This is a genomic window from Rubripirellula tenax (assembly GCF_007860125.1).
Lineage (GTDB): Bacteria > Planctomycetota > Planctomycetia > Pirellulales > Pirellulaceae > Rubripirellula > Rubripirellula tenax.
On the sequence record NZ_SJPW01000003.1, the window covers coordinates 520,764 to 535,959 of the forward strand.

Here is a 15,196-nt window from a genome sequence, read left to right on the forward strand (position 1 = left end):
GAGTTGTCTTTGACGTCGGCGAACGCCGATACGATCCGCGGGTGGCCGCATACGAACCCCATCCGCCAACCGATCATGTCGTAGCCCTTGCTCATCGAATGGACCTCGACACCGACGTCCATCGCGCCGGGCGTTTGCAGGAAGCTGAGCGGTTTGCCGTCGAACGAAAGCAGAATGTGGGCAGCATCTTGAACGACGACGAACTGTTTCTCTTTGGCCAGCGCGACAACCTTCGCGTAGAATTCGGGCGTGGCTGTTTTGCCGGTCGGCGAATTGGGGTAGTTCAGCACCAACAACTTGGTGCGGCGATAGATGTCGTCGGGGACGGCATCTAGGTCGGGCAGAAAATTGTTCTCGGCCAACAGCGGCAACTTGAAAACTTCGCCGCCGTAGTATCGCGTGTGCGTGCCGGCGACCGGATATCCGGGAACGGTCATCATCGTGATGTCGCCGGGATTGATGAACACGGCCGGCATCATCGCGTAGGCAGGCTTGCTGCCGATGCAGTGATTCACTTGGGTCACCGGATCCAATTCGACGCCGAAGTTTCGCTTCATGAATCGGGCCGCGGCTTGCTTGTACTCGATCACCCCGTTGTCGGCGTAGCCGCGATTTTCGGGCTTGTCGATCTCGGCCGCCATGATTTGTCGGACCTTGGCGTCGGCCATCGAATCGTTCTCGCCGATCCCAAAGTCCAGCAGTTGGCGGTCGGGGTGGTCGGCCAGGGCTTTCCGTTTGGCCCGTTTGATCTTCTCGAACTTATAGATTTCCGTGCCCTTGCCGTAGCCGGCGCCGCCGATGCGGTCGGCAAACAGAGCCTGGAAATAAGGGTCCGCGGAAGTATTTTCGGGTTTGGTGACGGTGGACATGGTGAAAATCGAAAGAGAGGGGAACGTCAGGGGTGGATCGGGCCCCGATTATGGACGATGGCGGATATTGGACAAGTGCGAAGGCAATCCGGTTCGGCGCGGGTACAATCGCCGGGCCGCGATGCTGCTGGCACCACCGACTTGTTTCAGCTAACGATTTCATGCCGATTGAACCCGATTCGGATCGACGCGATCCCATGCGTGCCCGCTACGAAGAACTCGCCGAGTTGGCGGGATCGCTGGCGCACGAGATCAAGAATCCGCTGTCGGTGATTCATATGAACATCGATTTGTTGAGCGAAGACTTGGCGGAAGTCGATTCGCCGATCAGCCGCCGGTGCCTCGATCGCGTCGACATCGTTCGCGGCCAATGCGAACGGATGGAGGCGTTGCTGCGAGACTTCTTGCGATACACGCGTTTGACGGACATCGACTTGGTGTCGGGAAGTCTGAACGATCAGATCGAAACGGTGCTGCGTGCGTATCAGGCGCAAGCGGACGCCGATGACATCGATATCGAAAAGTATCTCGACGCGGATTTGCCGGCCATCAAAATGCACAGCGATTCGCTGCAGGCGGCGCTGATGAATTTGGTCAAGAACGCACTGGAATCGATGGATCGCGGCGGGCAACTTTGGGCGCGGACGTACACGACCCGTGGCGGGGTGGCGTTGGATTTGATCGACACCGGCAGCGGTGTTGATGACAACACCGCGATGCACATGTTCGAACCGTTCTACAGCACCAAAGAAGGCGGCAGCGGCTTGGGCTTGCCGACCGCCCGCAAGATCATCGAAGCGCACGGAGGCCGCATCAGCGTCCAAAGCGAAGTCGAACGCGGCACCAAGTTCACGCTCGAATTCCCCGTCCCCAAACGCTTGTCGGGGAAGTAGGGGCTAGGTGTTGGGTTTTAGGATTTAGGATTTAGGAATTTGAGATTGCAGCGTTCGAATGAATCGAACCTAATGCCTAGCGCCTAAAACCTGTCACCTACTGCCCTCAAAGCGTGATTGCTTGTTCTTCGTTGACGATCGTGGTGGCTTGTTCGCACGTGGCGGCCATCTCGATTTTGACCGACCAGCGACCATCGGCGTCGGGGGTTGCGATCCAGTGTGGCTGGACACAAACGCTTTGATGGACCAGTTCGAATCCGGCCTCACTTTGGCTGACGGTCTCGATCGGAAACGCCCAAATTCCGCTGGGACGATCGATTTCCAATGCGACGTCCAAACCCAACCAACGGTCCGAAAGGTTCAGCTCGTGAACGTCTTGCAAGTCCAAGGACTGACCGAGTTGCCCGAGACGCTTGCCGTTGCGGTTCGAAAAATATCGATCGTCGGCGCCCGATGGCATGCCGGCGAAGTTCATCTCAATCGCGAAATGGAGCGGCCGATCTTGGGGAAGGTTCTCTAACAGGTAGGCGATCGATAGCCGGTCACTGCCGGCGACCATCGTGACCGCTTTGGTGATGGTGACCGGGATGCCCCACGCATTGCCATCGCGTCGCATTTGAACTTGGACCCGATCGGCGCCACGACGCAGTTTCGTTTCGAAGGGCAAGTCGACGAAGTCCCCGCGTTCTTCTGATTCGCCGCGGGAAACCGATTCAAGCGTCGCCTCGTTGTCATAGAAGTGATCCATCAAGCTCTTGCGAGCGAACGCGTCATATTGCAAACGTTCTTCGAGTCCTTCCTGCTTGAAAACGACGCGTCCGTGAATACTCTCGCATCCCTCGCCGCCTGCGTTCGGTCCGGCAAGGACTTTGCGATGGTAACTTTCCGGCCGACGGCGAAGCGTAGCCAGCAAGTTGTGGCTGATGTCTCGGACGTCGAGTTCGTACATTCGACCGCCACGACCAGGGGCGATCCACGCGCACAACCAATCGTTGCTCAATCGGATCTCTTGCAGTCCATCAAAGTCAAAATCCTGTGCGGTCGCTTCAACGGTTGTGCGATCGACACCGGTGGCGAGATTCAGCCGCGTATCGGCTTCGATCAAATGCTTGTAGACCGCGTTACGCAGGTGCGGCAGGTAGATGCCGCCGAACGCGCCGTGCCAGTACGGGCAATTGCATTGACCACGGTAAAGATGGTCCCGAACCTGGGCCAGTTCACCCGCATCGACACCGTCTGCTTCGGCTTGCCTTAGCCGGTTGCTGACGTGCATCATTCGCGCGTACATTTCGTTGGTTTCTTCGTACTTCGTTTTGAAGTTGCGCCAGTAACCGCCTCGGACGAACGAACGCAGTTCTCGCCAACGCGCATGGTCGGCCATCGTATGAGATAAATCATCGAGCGTTTCTTGTGCTTCGACGGGAAGCGCCCACTCGGTCATCTCGCGGTAACTGCAATCGGGCAGGTAGACCTTGCCCACCGACGGCATCCGTCGAACGGCTTCGCCCAACGTAACGGTGTGCAACCAATCCGCGTTCTCCGTCAGTGCGTCGAAGAAACCACGCAACCAACCTTGGTCATAGACGTGCGACTTGGTGTCAGGCCAAGTGCCGAATTTCTCGCCGTCATCACCGAACGTCAGCACGGCCCCAGGGTTCGCCGTGGCGACTTCGCGACAGTAGTCAATCGTTTCGGCCACAGGGCGAAACGGAATCGTATAACGCAGTCGTTCCGAACCCGGGAAAACGTTTAGCAGCCGACCGTCGTCTTCGGTGACGAAGTGTCCGTTCAATCGTTCGTCTTCGATACCAGCGGCGCGAAAGTGATAGTCGTCCAGGACGGTGTAGCGAATTCCGGCGTCAGCAATGTCTCGCGTCAACGATGATTCCCAAACTCGTTCGGGCATCCACATGCCGGCGGGTGAGACGCCCAAGTGCCGTTCCAGCCAGTGACGGTAGGCTTGAATTTGCCCGATGCGATCGGCGCTGGGCAGCATCGTCAGGATCGGCTCGTACTGGGGACCGCCGATGATCTCGATCCGGCCGACTTCGACCAGCATTCGAATGCGGTCAAGATACTGGGGGTGCCGATCGGCCAGCCACATCATCAGTGGGCCGGACGTGTGCAGCGAAATCTGCAGTTGTTCATAGGGTTCAAAGACATCCAAAAACGGCAGATAGCTGTCTTGGTACGCCTGTTCAAATACAGCGTCGAAGTTGCCGATCGGTTGATGATTGTGCAGAACAAGGCAAAGATGGGCTTTGGCGGTCATGAGCGATGGATCGATGGGGAATGTGACGTTCCAAGATCGGCCCGCGCGTACGCCGGCCCAGAAGTTTCATCGTCCATTGGCTGCGGAAAAATTTACTCAATCCGCAAAGTCAGCAGTGTCGCAGGTGCCAAGCAAGGCTGGCCGCGACGGTGGGTCACATGCGTCGTGGATCACATGCGTCGTGGGTTCGACGCCGCCGCACATTTGGAGAACAGTCTGGCTGCTGCTTCGGGCAAAACCGGGTTGATCATGCAACCGCTGGTCCACTCGAAGCCCGCGATTTGGGTAATACGTGGGAAGATGTCGATCGACCAATGAAAGGCGTCCGAAGGATCGTCGATTCCAGGCGGTCGAGTGTTCAAGCAAAAGTTATATGCCGCACCCGGACGGATTTTTTCCAACCACGATACCACGCGAAGCACCATGCGTGAAACTGATTCGAGCGTTCGATCGCCAAGGTCCTCGAAGCAAGCTTGATGTTCAAGCGTTGTGATTCGGACAAGCATGGGAAGATTGCTGGCGAACGGGCAATATGCGATGCAATCTCGATCGGCCGCGATAATGCGTTCATTCGACTTACGTTCGGCACGAATGATGTCGCAACGCAGGCAGCATCCCGTTTTGGCTCGATGTCGTTTCATGCGTTCCGCCATCGTCTCGATGGCGCGTGGAACACGATTGACTGCTACCAATTGACTGTGCGAATGACTAAGCGATGCACCAGCGTCGTGTCCGACGTTTTTGAACACATTGATGTAGCGGATTTCTTCCATCGCACGGTAGTGCCGAATTCGGTCACGATAGGCTTGGAAAACCAGATCGATCTCGGCGATGTCGAGCTCTGTCAGCGAATGAAAGTGGCGAGGCGTTTCAATGATGACTTCATGGCCACCGTAAATCGGCTCGGCTTGAAACAAGTCGCCCATCGAGCTTGCTGGGAATTGCAGTGGAGTTCGGTCTTGGGACAGACTCTCTACGGCTGGGTACTTGTTCGGAACGACGCGAACCGACCAGGGTTCGATTTCTTCTTCGGCACAAGAAATATTTGAAAACAAGCGGTCCGTTTCGGGGATGTGTTTCGACCAAACGGCTTCGGGAGTGACCGATTCGTTCCCACGGCAAAAAGGGCACTGAACATCTGTCTTGATTTTCGAAACAGAGTCGATGTAATCGTCAGGACGTTCACTTCGCTGAGGCGCAAAGATCGTCCAGTTTCCGGAAATCGGATCGAACCGCGATTGGGAGAGGGGACCGGAAGGATGGCTAGATTGTTCGGTAGATTGTGAAGGTGAGACTGCGGGCGCACTATTGGGTTGCTCATGTGCGGTCTCAAACATGGTCACAGCCTTTGCCTTGCCAGGAATCGCCTCCTGCACTGACTTGGGAACTTCAAGATTGCGGGAGTGAATTGCGGAACAATCGTTATAGAATCGTACATTAATTCCGGAACGATTGCTGCCTCGAAACCACACGATTGGAGGGCTTTTCCGGCCTAACCCGGTGGCGTGCGCTTTGGCGAAACTTTAAGGGCAAGTGTTTCCGCGTAAAGCTGGACATATTTTTCAGCACTTGCCGTCCACGACCAATCCGACTTCATCCCAGTAGTAACGATCTGGGACCAAGCTCCACTTTGGTGGAATCGCATTTCGAGTGATCGACCGATCGCGGCATCGACGCCGTCGGGATCATTCGAATAGATATAGAAACCGGATGCCGTGCCGTCGGCGAAGGACTGGTCGGTGGCGTCGACGACCGTGTCGGCCAATCCGCCGGTCGGGGTCACGACGGGGACGCTTCCGTACCGCAAGCTGTAGAGTTGATTGAGTCCACACGGTTCGTACAGGCTGGGCATCAGGAATATGTCGCTGGCGGCTTCGATCTGATGGGCCAACGCATCGCTGAATCCGACGTGCAGCGCGAATCGATTGGGAGCCGCCGCTTGTAATTCACGAAGTTCGCGTTCGTATCGAGCGTCACCGCTTCCCAGCACGATCCACTGGGTCGGGCGATCTTCGTCCATGTGCCGACGAATCACCGGGACGATCGAATCCCAACCTTTCTGGCTGGCCAAACGTCCGACCAATCCGATCAGCGGTGTCTCGGTGCTCTCTTCCAGCCCGAAACTTTTTTGAATCGCCAGTTTGTTTTGTGCCTTGCCGTGCTGCCAATGGTCAACGTCGTAGTTGGCGAAAAGATTTGGGTCGGTCGCGGGGTTCCAAATCTCTTGATCGATTCCGTTGGTGATTCCGAAAACCCGATCCGATACGGAATCCAAAACGCCCTCGAGACCACAGCCGTGCTCTTGCGTGCGGATTTCCTGGGCATAACGCGGGCTAACGGTCGTGATCACGTCAGACGAGACGATACCCGTTTTCAAAAAGTTAACGTGGTTGTGATATTCGAACTCGTTGTGATTGAAATGCCGCCAGTTCAAACCCGTCCATGCGAAGGCTTCGCGTGAGAAATGGCCCTGGTAGGCAAGGTTGTGAATGGTTAACACGCTGGCGGCCTTCTGCAACGCCGGCGGCAGGTTCGGATCGGCAGCCATCAACGCTGGCACCAATCCGCTTTGCCAGTCGTTGCAGTGGACGATATCCACCGACCAACCGATCCGAGCGATCGCCATGATCGCGGCGCGACAAAAGAACGCGAACCGTTCGTCGTTGTCGGGGTAGTCTCCCAACGAGGTGCCGTACAGGAATTCGCGATCAAAATACTGAGGCTGGTCAATGAACCAAACGGGCGTATCGCTGTCGGGAAGATTGCTTTTCAACAACCGACATCCGACCAGCTTCTCGTTGCTCATCGGAACGGCGAAGCTAATGTCGGTCGATTGAATTGGAATACCGGCCCGGCGAATGCTGCGAAACGCAGGCATGATCACGGCAGTACGGTTACCCGAGCGGCCGATTTCAGAAGGCAGGGTGCCGCAAACATCGGCCAGGCCACCCGTCTTGGCGAACGGGACCGCTTCGGTTGTGAGAAAGACGATGTTCAACAAATCACTCGATTGGACGAAACTATTCAGTAACTTCTACTTCTACTTTGATATCGATTTCGACAGAATCCACTGGTCCTACCTCTGCCGCCGGAAAGTTTAGGGCGAAATGCGATGCACGTGACACCATAGTCGCAACCCTGTCGCGTCAAAGTCGAACCATTCGCTATAATCCGGATGATGGGACGAAGTCGATCTGTTCAGGAGACGTAATTCATTTTGCGGCGAAACGAGGGATCCACGGCGTTATTACCTGAAACGAACCAAAGTCACTTCGGCGGGCGGTTCGCTTTCGCTGGATGATTTGACTCTGCCAGCGAGGGTTGGTCCCTTTCCACCCAAGCCCTGAATGATTCGACATCGTTTGATGTCCACCTCGCCACCCTTAACTTCCATTGTTCTAGCGGCATGTCGATCCGGCTTAGCGAATTTTGGACAAGGTTGGTCCGCGAAGGCATTTTGGATGCCCCAGCATGTCGATCGACGGCGGAGAATTTCGCGAGTACGCACGGCGGTTCGCCGCCAACGGATGCTGCCGAGCTGGCGAAGTTTTTAGTAAGTAACGACACACTGACCGGCTTCCAGGCTCAGTCTTTGGTGGCCGATCCGCAAGTCGATTTGAGACTAGGTTCGTATCGCTTACGAGCAACGTCGTCGACAACACCCCTGACCCGGTGGGTCGAAGTTGAGTCCGTCGCCGCGTCCCAGAACCGAGGCGTCCTGATCCGCACAACACCCGGCAACCCTTGGCTGGACGCGCACGCCGCCGTTGCCGGCGAAACATTGCAGCCGATCCACATCGAACCGCTCGGCGAGTACGTGGGTGTTTTCAGTGAACTGCCCGCAGGTGAATCGCTGGACACACGAATCGAGCGAACATCGTCCGCATGGGATCCCAAAGCCGTTTGCGATTTGGGCATTGCGATGGCCGATGCGCTGGCTGCAATGCACGCGGCTTCCGTGATTCACGGAAGCGTCCGCGCCGATCGTGTCTGGATCAGCCAGGACGGTCGGAAAATCCTACTGCGTGACCCGGCCGGTCCACCCGTTGCAGGATTGGGGGATGTGTCGAGTCAGTGGTTGGATACGACGTCGGATCCATCCGCCTATGTTGCCCCCGAGTTGATGTCAGGCGATCGACAAACATCGCAATGCACCGGAGCGAGCGACATCTACAGCTTGGGATGCTTGTTGTTTCGTCTCGCGTCGGGACGGCACGCGTTCGCCAGTGACTCGGTCACCCGTACATTGGCAGCCCATCGTTCGGATTCGCCACCGGAGTTGGTTGCGGCATTGGAATCAGGCGAGGCGGGCGACCCGGTCTATCGGGTGTTGGCATACACGATGGCCAAGGACCCAGCCGCAAGGTTTGCCAGTGCCGAGCAATTGGCGGCCGCACTGCGCGCCGTGCGAGAGATTCTGCCCAAGCAAGTGATCGATCCCGCAGCCACCAAATCGCCCGCGCCAGCGAAACCGGTCGCGGTTGCACCCACGACGGTCAAGCCAGCCCGCACGAAACCCGATACAGCACCCAAGCCAAGCAACTCGCCAAGCAAATCGTCCAGCAAATCAGTCAGTGTCGAAAAACGGGCGTCCGAGGAACCATCAAAGGCACCGCTCAAGCCGAACAAGGAAAGCAAACGCAAGCCAAAACGCGATCCTGTCGTTGCCGATGTTCCCTCGTCTTTGCCGGCACGTCCGACTGAACCCGTCGCGGCAGATCCGATCGATTCGCCCGTCGAGTTGCCGACGCCTAAGGCACCGGACACCAAAGTACCGGACGCCAAAGTACCGTCCGGCAACGAACCGCCCAAGAAAGAACCGCCGCCTGCCCAGCCGATCGCGAAAGCGGATCAAGTATCCGCTAGCACACTCGTCGCCGAGGCTCCGGCGGATTCGTCATCTTCCGTATCGCTGCGTCGACGTCGTCGAAAGAAAAGCAAAGCGCCGCTGGTACTGACAGCGCTTACCGTCGTTGTGTTGGCTCAGTTCATCACACTCTTGGTGACCGATCCAACGACCGCGGTTGTCGAAAAACGAAAGCGACCACCGATTCCAGCCGTGATACCGTCCGTGTCCAGTCGACCGAAATCAACGGTGGACGAACGGACGTCCGAGAATGCGGACGCTGCGTCCCCCGCTGCCAATTCGACGGCGGATGACGCTAACTACGCCTTAGTCGACGATGATCGGTTGCTCTTCGCACCGCCCTATGCGCCAAGCAGTGCGAACGCTCCGCTCGAGTTGTTGCCACCAGGGCCGGCGGCGGTCGTATCGGTGCGAATGCAATCGCTGTTGGACTCGCCGGCGGGCCAATCGATCTTGGATGCGCTGTCGCCGGAGTTAACAGGATTGGTCGACAGTGCCGCCGCTGGCGCCGGTGTTCCACTGTCATGGATTCGCCGATGCACCGTCGGACTGTATCGTGGCAAAGACGGGCGCCCCGACGTTTCCTTGGCCATCGAGTTGGACGAGGCTCGATCGCTTGACGAACTGGTCCAGCGATGGCGGGTGGATGCATCACAGACCCGCGATGGTGCGACGGTATTCGCCGGCGAAACGGCAGACGGTCCTGCGTTCTTCATTCGACCCGACGAGATTGAGAACCAATCGGTGACGCGTTACGCGGTCGGTTCACTGCCGCGGATCACGGAAGTCGCATCGATCGACGGCGAGACGATTCCGTTGGCTCGTGTGATGGGCACCTTGTGGAACGGGACCAGCGTTGATGCCGACGTCGTTGCCTTGTTGACACCCAATTTCTTGTTCGCCGACGGTCGCACGCTGTTGACCGAAACGGCACCCGAATTGGTCACGCGGATGCGATCGGTATTGATTCCGAATGTGTCGGGTGTGTTGGTGACCATCGATCTACCAAGTTCAGAATCAGATTCGATGGTGTTCGGCGAGTTCCGATTGACGCCCAGCGGTGGAATCAGCGAAGCCAAGTTGATGCGCGACCTGCGCGACGCGATCAACGGTTGGCCGGCCTGGGCGGACCAATTTGTGATCGAAGCAGTTCCCGATCCTTCGTGGCGTCTCTTGGCTTCGCGATTGCCAACGATGATGCGATTCGTTTCGGATCGGTTTCGTTATGGGATTTCGGACAACATGATTGTTGCGAACACTTACTTGCCGGCTCCGGCCATTTCGCAAGTCAGCTTGGCGACGCTTTTGGCCGCCAACACACCGCTGGGAAATGCTGCCGCGTTGCTCGGGAACGCGCCAGCGGCACCGCTGTCGATTGATGAAATGTTGAACCGAAAAATGTCTGTCTCGTTCGACCAGGAGTCTCTGGAATTCGCGATCGACGTCATTGTCGGTGAATTCACACGCGAATTGCCCGACGGTTCGACGTTGCCGCCGGTCAAGATCGTAGGCGGCGATTTGCAAAAAATGGGCATCACCCAGAACCAACAGATTCGCGGATTCGCCAAAACCGACATTCCGCTGCGAACGGTGCTGACGGACTTGGTCGTCGGTGCCAACCCTGACAAGACGGCGGTCGGGCCGGCGGATCCCAAGCAGGCACTGATCTGGGTGGTTGCCGATGATGCCGATAACCCCGGTTCAAAGGTGATTTTGGTGACCACACGGGAAGCGGCGAAGAATAAGTACGAGTTACCCACCGAATTTGGATCAACCGAGTCGTCAGACTGATTTCGGCCTGACTGATTTAAGCTCGGGGAAGGCTTTAACATTTCTGGTCGTCAACTAAACTCGGGGGCACCGTACGCGTTTTCGGCAATGAAATTCGGACCATTGACGCGTTTTAGACATTAGAAAAAAGTTGAATACATGCGTGTTATCGTTACAGGTTCGAGTGGTTTGATTGGTTCGGCGGCCGTACGCCACTGGGACGCCCTGGGCGACGAAGTGATCGGCATCGACAATGACATGCGAGCGACTTTCTTTGGTCCCGACGGCAGCACCCGTTGGAACCAATCGCGATTGGAAGCGGAAACAAACAACTTTCGTACGGTGTCGATCGACATCCGCGACCGCGATGGAATTCTGGATCTTTTCAGGAACGAACCACCGGATTTGGTCATCCACTGTGCCGCCCAACCGTCGCACGACAAAGCCGCCGCGATTCCATTCCTGGACTTCGAAGTCAATGCCAACGGAACGCTGAATTTGCTCGAAGCAACACGCCAGTTTGCACCGGAGGCGGCCTTCTGTCACATGAGTACCAACAAGGTCTACGGTGACGCGCCCAACGAGTTGCCGCTGGACGAATTGGAAACCCGTTGGGAGTATGCGGACAAGAAAGACTTCCACGGTATCGATGAATCGTGCCGGATCGACCAAACGATGCACTCGCTATTCGGTGCGTCGAAAACGGCGGCCGACGTCTTGGCTCAGGAATACGGTAGGTATTTCGGATTGAACACCGGCGTGTTCCGCGGCGGTTGCTTGACCGGCGCCAGCCACAGCGGCGTCGAACTGCACGGATTCTTGAGTTACTTGGTACATGTTGCCGTTGCGGGAAAACCCTACACGATCTTCGGTTACAAGGGAAAACAGGTTCGCGACCAGATCGAATGCAGTGACGTGGTCAAAGCATTCGAGGCGTTTGCAAAGAAGCCGCGTCCGGGTGAGGTCTATAACATCGGCGGCGGTCGCGACAATGCAGCCAGCGTGCTGGAGTGCATCGCATTGATCGAGGAAATCGGCGGTCACAAAATCGACTTCAAGTTGGGCGATGACAATCGTAAGGGCGACCACATTTGTTACATCAGCGACCTTCGTAAGTTGAAACGGGACTACCCGGACTGGGATATCCGCGTTTCGCTGCGCGAAATTCTGACCCAGATGATTGCGTCCGAAGAATCAAAGCTGGCATCAAAGTAGCGACACCAGCAAATCGGCGGTGCATCGAGTTTGCCGGTTGTGCAGATTGTGGCAGTAGTCCGCTATGCGTTTCTGAAGACGTCGCAATCTTTAAAGCCTGAGATCTCTCGGGCGTGGGGGGTGGTCTAGCTTCTAGGTGGACAACGACTCACCCCTCAACCACCTTGCGAATCGAATTTGTCATGCTTGGCGCCGATTACATCCCGATCAGTGTTGCGACACTGCTGCCGACTGAGGTCGTGGGATTAGATCTGTTCCAACAGGAATCGAAGAACGATCAATACAAACTGTACCGGGCGTCGGATTATCCGTTGACGATGGACGACCTGTCACGCTTGCGGGGACGCGGCGTCACGCGTTTGTATATCAGCAAAGCGGCTCGTGCTGTCTATCAAACCTATTTGCGAAAAGTCGCGACGTCATCAGATTCCGATTCGGTGCCCCTGATCGCGAGAGTCGGTGCCCTCAACGAAGTGGTTCGCGACGTCCTGGAAACGGCTTTCAAACGCGACGACGTCGATAAAACGGTGCATGCGGCCGAACGCTTGGGCTCGCTCGCGACCGAAATCATCTCGCAAGATGAATTTACGGTAAGCGACTTGTTTCAAGTGCTTCATCATGACTACGCGACGTTCACGCACTCGGCCAACGTCGCCTTCTACGCAGGGATCCTGGCGACAGAGTTGGGATACAGCAAAGAAAACGTCGAACGAATCACAACCGGTGGATTGCTACACGATCTTGGGAAACTCGAGATCGGCGAAGAAATTCTATGTAAGCCTGGAAAGTTGGACGAAAGCGAGTTCCGCAAAATTCGTCTGCACCCAGGTTTGGGTTTCAAAAAACTCGCCCATCGAGAGGATCTTTGCGAAGGCCAATTGATGATGGCGTACCAGCATCACGAGCGCCTCGACGGACGCGGGTATCCCGTCGGTTGTGTTGATTCGGACCTTCACCCGTGGGCAAAAATTTGCGCTGTGGTAGATGTCTTCGAAGCGCTGACAAGTCAACGACCTTACCGTACCCCCATGCCGCGAAGCAAAGCACTTGAATTGCAGTCTCGTGATAGCGGCAAAGCATTTGACCCGGAGATACTTGCATGTTGGAAATCGATTATCCAACGCGATTCAGCGAGTTGATCCAGTCGATCGATTGTGACATCGAGTTACCAATCGAATGGACAGATTACTTCGAAGAACGTGGTGAGATCACTTCCTATGCAGAAGACGATCGCGCCAATCGACGACTGAAGATTCGCACACAGGGCATGATGTGGTTCGAAAGCACGTTGCCGTTCCTTGCGCGGTCGTCAAACCACACCGTGATTTACACCCGGGACTTTTCGCGATTTGGCGCCGGTTTCCTGGTTCCGTTCCAGTTGTTTCCCGAAGAGCGTGTACGCATCGTGCTGCCGACGTTTTGGGTTCGACTACAAGTCGTTCGTGCGCGTCGCATTACCAGCAAGTGCTTCGAGATCGGCGCAACGTTGCTTGAACGCCACGACCCAAGACTTGACGCGTTCGAGTTATGCCAACCATCCGATTCGATGGCTGTCTAAACAATCCTTCGACAGAGCAACTGTCAAAGCTTCGGCGAAACGCCAAGACTTCACATTACTGCGACGATCGTGCAACTTAGCCCGGCAACTTCAACTGCATCACGCGAATCGGATGCGATGGGTCATCGCTCAAGTTGATGGAATGTTCGGTGTAGATCCAATTCTTGTCTTGGATCCAATCACGAAATTCGTTCGCGATGATTCGAAACGGATCGCTCAACAAAACTTCGCCGCCATCGGCCAAGTGATCGCGTAGACACTGATCGAGTTCCGGCCAGAGGACTCGCAGGTACGTAACGTCACTTCCCAGAATGAGCGGAAACCTGGGACCATCGATTCGATCGATCCCGAATCGCAACTGTTGCACGCGACATCGATCGGCAACCGGTTGCGTACTCATCCGCACCAGATGCAACGGATCATCGACGCCATCCGTCAATACAACTTCGGCGCCGCGCATCGCCGCCGCCAAACCCGCGTGACCGGTTCCACAACCCAGCTCAAGCACCCGCATGCCGTTGATATCGATACGATCGAGATAGTGGTCCAGGCCTGACGCGGCTCGCCATGTTGCTGCCCAAAACGGATCGATGACGCCCTCTTCGCCCGCGTCTTGTCGCTCGCAAGCCTCGATTAGCATTCCATCCGGATCTGAAGCGACGGCCAAACGCGATTCTTGGCCGGCGATGACAGTGGGCTGCCAATGCCACTTAAACTTAATCTCGTTCATGACTTCAACCACTCGGCTGCTTCGGGAGCAAAGTAGGTCAGAATGCCATCAGCGCCAGCGCGTTTGAATGCGGTCAAACTCTCCATCATCACCTGTTGACGATCGAGCCAACCGTTTTGTGCGGCAGCAGAAAGCATCGCGTACTCACCGCTGACTTGATAGACAAACGTCGGAACGGCAAAGGTTGCTTTGACACGATGGACGATATCCAAATAGGGCATCCCCGGTTTGATCATCACGCTGTCGGCACCTTCGGCCAGATCCAGTGCGACTTCGTGGAGTGCTTCATCGGATTGCGTGGGCGATTGTTGATACGTCATTTTACTGCCGCCGGCGAGGTTGCCCGATGATCCGACCGCGTCGCGAAACGGTCCGTAAAATGCGCTGGCGTACTTGGCGGCATAGGACATGATTTGGACGTCGATCTTTCCTGCGCCATCCAGTGCCGCGCGGATCGCGCCGATGCGTCCGTCCATCATGTCGCTTGGCGCGATGATGTCGCAACCGGCTTCGGCTTGGATGATCGCTTGCTGACAAAGCACTTCGATCGTTTCGTCATTGACGACATAGCCATCGCGGACCAGCCCGTCCTGGCCATGGCTGCTGTACGGATCCAGCGCCACATCACAGATGACGCCCAGCGAGTCGCCCACTTCCGCCTTGATCGCACGTACCGTTCGACACACCAAGTTTTCGGCATTGACAGCTTCGCGAGCGTCGTCCGTTTTCAATTTGGGATCGGTCGCGGGAAAAATGGCGATGGCCGGGATGCCCAGTTCACAAGCGGCAGCCGCTTGCCGTGCGATTTGGTCGACTCCCAATCGTTCAACGCCCGGTAACGAACCGACGGCGACGCGTCCTTTTTCATCGAAAACGAACCAGGGCCAAATCAGATCGGAAGCCGTCAACGAACTTTCGGCAACAAGCTGGCGAGACCATGAATGCCGTCGCACACGTCGCATTCGAGTTGCCGGGTAGGAGCCGCGAGAAAATTGGGACACAGAAATGGTTCCTTCGGATCG

At 56.4% G+C, this 15,196-nt stretch carries 11 protein-coding genes; 5 read left to right on the plus strand and 6 right to left on the minus strand.

Annotation, left to right across the window (positions count from 1 at the left end; all coding sequences use genetic code 11):
- The coding region (locus Poly51_RS12760; protein WP_146458502.1) for an aminotransferase class I/II-fold pyridoxal phosphate-dependent enzyme at positions 1-869 on the minus strand (869 nt) is incomplete at its 3' end.
- Between the two features lie 161 nt (positions 870-1,030).
- Here Poly51_RS12760 and Poly51_RS12765 point away from each other — a divergent pair.
- Positions 1,031-1,762, plus strand: a complete 732-nt coding sequence (locus Poly51_RS12765; RefSeq protein ID WP_186775517.1) for a sensor histidine kinase — start codon at positions 1,031-1,033, stop codon at positions 1,760-1,762.
- Between the two features lie 106 nt (positions 1,763-1,868).
- Here Poly51_RS12765 and Poly51_RS12770 read toward each other — a convergent pair whose 3' ends face one another.
- The 3 genes from Poly51_RS12770 to glgA form a co-directional block, all read right to left on the minus strand.
- Positions 1,869-4,034, minus strand: a complete 2,166-nt coding sequence (locus Poly51_RS12770) for an alpha-amylase/4-alpha-glucanotransferase domain-containing protein (RefSeq protein WP_146458040.1) — start codon at positions 4,032-4,034, stop codon at positions 1,869-1,871.
- Positions 4,035-4,204: 170 nt separating this feature from the next.
- Complete coding sequence (locus Poly51_RS12775) at positions 4,205-5,371, minus strand: galactose-1-phosphate uridylyltransferase (protein ID WP_146458042.1); 1,167 nt, start codon at positions 5,369-5,371, stop codon at positions 4,205-4,207.
- Positions 5,372-5,526: 155 nt separating this feature from the next.
- Positions 5,527-7,032 carry a glycogen synthase GlgA gene (gene glgA, locus Poly51_RS12780; RefSeq protein ID WP_146458044.1) on the minus strand — a complete coding sequence of 502 codons (1,506 nt, stop codon included), beginning with the start codon at positions 7,030-7,032 and terminating at the stop codon, positions 5,527-5,529.
- 408 nt (positions 7,033-7,440) lie between these two features.
- On the opposite strand from glgA, the gene Poly51_RS12785 reads away from it, so the two are divergent.
- From Poly51_RS12785 to Poly51_RS12800, 4 genes are all read left to right on the plus strand, one after another.
- Positions 7,441-10,692, plus strand: a complete 3,252-nt coding sequence (locus Poly51_RS12785) for a protein kinase domain-containing protein (protein WP_146458046.1) — start codon at positions 7,441-7,443, stop codon at positions 10,690-10,692.
- 138 nt (positions 10,693-10,830) lie between these two features.
- Positions 10,831-11,886 carry an NAD-dependent epimerase/dehydratase family protein gene (locus tag Poly51_RS12790; RefSeq protein WP_146458048.1) on the plus strand — a complete coding sequence of 352 codons (1,056 nt, stop codon included), beginning with the start codon at positions 10,831-10,833 and terminating at the stop codon, positions 11,884-11,886.
- A 164-nt stretch (positions 11,887-12,050) separates the two neighbouring features.
- Positions 12,051-13,025, plus strand: a complete 975-nt coding sequence (locus Poly51_RS12795; protein WP_315853668.1) for an HD-GYP domain-containing protein — start codon at positions 12,051-12,053, stop codon at positions 13,023-13,025.
- Positions 12,986-13,444 (plus strand): hypothetical protein, encoded by a 459-nt coding sequence (locus Poly51_RS12800; protein WP_246114458.1) that lies wholly within the window; start codon positions 12,986-12,988, stop codon positions 13,442-13,444. Before Poly51_RS12795 ends, Poly51_RS12800 begins: the two co-directional genes overlap by 40 nt.
- Before the next feature lie 76 nt (positions 13,445-13,520).
- Here the strand turns inward: Poly51_RS12800 and Poly51_RS12805 are convergent, their stop codons facing one another.
- Both Poly51_RS12805 and hemB read right to left on the minus strand, forming a co-directional pair.
- On the minus strand, positions 13,521-14,174 hold the full coding sequence (locus tag Poly51_RS12805; protein ID WP_146458050.1) for a class I SAM-dependent methyltransferase: 654 nt from the start codon (positions 14,172-14,174) through the stop codon (positions 13,521-13,523).
- Positions 14,171-15,136, minus strand: a complete 966-nt coding sequence (gene hemB, locus Poly51_RS12810; RefSeq protein ID WP_146458505.1) for a porphobilinogen synthase — start codon at positions 15,134-15,136, stop codon at positions 14,171-14,173. The genes Poly51_RS12805 and hemB overlap by 4 nt, the downstream gene beginning before the upstream one ends.
- Positions 15,137-15,196 lie beyond the last annotated feature (60 nt).

Coding starts and splice junctions, on each gene's coding strand:
- Poly51_RS12775 (WP_146458042.1), bottom strand. CDS start 5,371: ATGTTTGAGACCGCACATGAGCAACCCAATAGTGCGCCCGCAGTCTCA.
- Poly51_RS12800 (WP_246114458.1), top strand. CDS start 12,986: ATGTTGGAAATCGATTATCCAACGCGATTCAGCGAGTTGATCCAGTCG.
- Poly51_RS12770 (WP_146458040.1), bottom strand. CDS start 4,034: ATGACCGCCAAAGCCCATCTTTGCCTTGTTCTGCACAATCATCAACCG.
- Poly51_RS12765 (WP_186775517.1), top strand. CDS start 1,031: ATGCCGATTGAACCCGATTCGGATCGACGCGATCCCATGCGTGCCCGC.
- Poly51_RS12790 (WP_146458048.1), top strand. CDS start 10,831: ATGCGTGTTATCGTTACAGGTTCGAGTGGTTTGATTGGTTCGGCGGCC.
- Poly51_RS12785 (WP_146458046.1), top strand. CDS start 7,441: ATGTCGATCCGGCTTAGCGAATTTTGGACAAGGTTGGTCCGCGAAGGC.
- hemB (WP_146458505.1), bottom strand. CDS start 15,136: ATGCGACGTGTGCGACGGCATTCATGGTCTCGCCAGCTTGTTGCCGAA.
- Poly51_RS12805 (WP_146458050.1), bottom strand. CDS start 14,174: ATGAACGAGATTAAGTTTAAGTGGCATTGGCAGCCCACTGTCATCGCC.